Genomic DNA, 2,302 nt, shown 5'->3' with positions numbered 1-2,302 from the left:
GATTAACAGCGTAAAGAACGATTCCGATAGGAATCCTCATTGCTCGTTGGAATGTATTCTTTATTTGCACCAGAACCATCGAAACGATTCATGTCATATACAAACAAAAGAGAAGTCACATTCCAGATTTCTCTTTTTTGACGTACAAGGAATTCTGATAATTATTCAAACTTTGTAACAGAACCTCTATTAAGATACTAAAGTAGCTCTAATAACTAATATATTATGCCCATTTTCTTGAATGGTAGATGCACCAATTATCTTAAATTTGGAACCTCTTGGCAAAAGTAATTCTTTTTCACCTTTATATTTAGAAATAGAATCCACGTATGGCGCATGGGTACCTTTTGGAACTTTTATTTCCATACGAATGGCTGAACCACTAAAGACACCATTTTTTTGTAAGGAAGTGCTAGTATATGCTAACGCTGTATTCGTTTTATTGATGCTATTATTTACGAGGGAAATGGCTTTATTAATATATTTGTCAAAATCCTTAATGCCATCTAAAGAGTTTAGGTCAAGCCCAAATGTATGTTGTAAAAAATCTTTCGCTGCGTTTAATTCTTGCTCACCAGTATTTCTGTAAACGGTGATATCTTCTTGTAAAGTTGCTTTATTGATTGCAGAGTCAATAAAACTAATTTTTTTGTCCAATTCAGCTTTAGATATACTTGATCCGGGTAGCGTGGTTTTTTTATTACTTCTTAAATAATAGTTTATATCCGTGTAATTCTGTCCTGTATAATAGGTAATTGCATTTTTTTGATCAGCATTTAAACTTGCTAGCCATTTTTTACCATATTCTTCAAAAACAGCATAGTTTACCTGTTGTGTATTACTTGTAGATGTTGTAGCAGCTACACTAGTAGCACTCCCTACAAAAAACAGCGAACTGGCTGCTATTCCAGTAGCTAGTAATACTTTTGAAATATTTTTCTGATTCATTTCCGTTCCCTCCTAAAAATGGTTTTTATTGCTTAGAACCTATCTAAAATCTTTGCTATAATGTAGACAAAAAAGGATGTTTTCGATGATACACAACTATACAAGTAATATTTCTTGTGAACAGTTTGAACTGATTCGAGAAGATTTAGAAAACGCACGTAAAAAGACGCGCCCCCGCACAGTCGATTTGTACGAAGTATTCTGCGGCGTACTGTACCTGCTCACAACAGGTTGCCAATGGCGCAATCTGCCAAGTGACTTTCCACACTGGAAAACCGTTTATGCCTACTATCAAATTTGGCGGAAAGTAGACGAGAATGACACAAGTCTTCTCGAAAAAGTGCATAAAAAAATTGGTCGAAACCTATCGTGAGCAAAATGAACGTAAAAAGCAGACGAGTTTCTGCATCGTAGATGCACAAAGCGTGAAAAGCACATGGCAGCTGGTGAAAAAGGCTACGATGCCGGAAAGAAAGTGTCAGGAATCAAACGACATATCGCTGTAGATACCAACGGTCTCATTCATGCGATTCAGGTAACAACTGCGAATATAACAGACCGAGAGGGTGCTAACCAAATGTGTGAAAGACATAAGAAAGCATTGGACAAAGTGACAAATATACTTTGTGATGGTGGATACACGGGCCCATCATTCGCACAATCAATAAAAGAAACGATTAATTGTTCGGTTGAAGTTATTAAACGCTCTGAACTTCACAAGTTTGTCGTGTTACCGAAACGCTGGATTGTGGAACGAATTTTTGCTTGGTTGAACAATTACCGCAGACTGTGGAAGAACTGTGAACGAACACTTGAAAATAGTAGACAAAGTTGCTTATTGGCAGGTGTGGCGATTTTATTGAAAAGATTCTAGATAGGTTCTCAGCAAAAGTAGCAACGGGTCCTACAAATAAAGTTGTACTTAATGCACAAACAAGTGGGAGTGTTTTTATTCATTTATTTGTTACAGTCTGTTTCATTATGTTAGCTCCTTTTCTTTAGTTATTTGTTTTCTTGCTATTAAGATTATACTAATTATTTCGAGATGAATAGGTTATATAGTATCTATAGAAAAGTATAGAATCTATAAAACATTATATACAAATACATATAAGTTCAACGGCTCTGTTGCAAAGTTTAAAAATCACTCAAATTTATGAATGAACTATATAATTTTCCATATATTACTGAGCATTTATTCTGAATGAGTGTATGTTAATTCGCATTTTTTTAAGAAATTAAAACTTTGCAACAGAACCAATGGAGAGATGAAAAAATTGGTTCCGTTGCAAAGTTTTTTAACTAAAGCTAAACTGTAGGAAGATTGAGTTGAGGAGAATGATACATGAGATAC

3 protein-coding genes and 1 pseudogene are annotated in these 2,302 nt (G+C 34.8%); 3 read left to right on the top strand and 1 reads right to left on the bottom strand.

Annotated features, from left to right (window positions below; all coding sequences use genetic code 11):
* Positions 1-77: 77 nt before the first annotated feature.
* Positions 78-158 (top strand): annotated as a pseudogene (locus JDS99_RS32875) (IS6 family transposase); the annotation flags it as partial.
* A gap of 31 nt (positions 159-189) precedes the next feature.
* Here JDS99_RS32875 and JDS99_RS30390 read toward each other — a convergent pair.
* Positions 190-948 carry an ADP-ribosyltransferase gene (locus JDS99_RS30390; protein WP_199696438.1) on the bottom strand — a complete coding sequence of 253 codons (759 nt, stop codon included), beginning with the start codon at positions 946-948 and terminating at the stop codon, positions 190-192.
* A gap of 76 nt (positions 949-1,024) precedes the next feature.
* Between JDS99_RS30390 and JDS99_RS32470 the strand changes: the two genes are divergently transcribed.
* Together JDS99_RS32470 and JDS99_RS32465 are read left to right on the top strand one after the other, a co-directional pair.
* Positions 1,025-1,321: a transposase gene (locus JDS99_RS32470; protein WP_345943250.1), complete on the top strand. Its 297-nt coding sequence runs from the start codon at positions 1,025-1,027 to the stop codon at positions 1,319-1,321.
* 30 nt (positions 1,322-1,351) lie between these two features.
* Positions 1,352-1,822 carry an IS5 family transposase gene (locus JDS99_RS32465; protein WP_255543222.1) on the top strand — a complete coding sequence of 157 codons (471 nt, stop codon included), beginning with the start codon at positions 1,352-1,354 and terminating at the stop codon, positions 1,820-1,822.
* The last annotated feature ends 480 nt before the right edge of the window (positions 1,823-2,302 follow it).

The organism is Bacillus cereus group sp. N6 (genome assembly GCF_016483705.1).
GTDB classification, from domain to species: Bacteria; Bacillota; Bacilli; order Bacillales; family Bacillaceae_G; genus Bacillus_A; species Bacillus_A wiedmannii.
The sequence above is the reverse complement of the archived record's forward strand: the minus strand, read 5'-3'. Positions and strand labels throughout refer to the sequence as shown.

What these genes read in the sequence shown, in the direction of transcription:
- JDS99_RS32470 (WP_345943250.1), top strand. Translation starts at nt 1,025, where the DNA reads ATGTTTTCGATGATACACAACTATACAAGTAATATTTCTTGTGAACAG.
- JDS99_RS30390 (WP_199696438.1), bottom strand. Translation starts at nt 948, where the DNA reads ATGAATCAGAAAAATATTTCAAAAGTATTACTAGCTACTGGAATAGCA.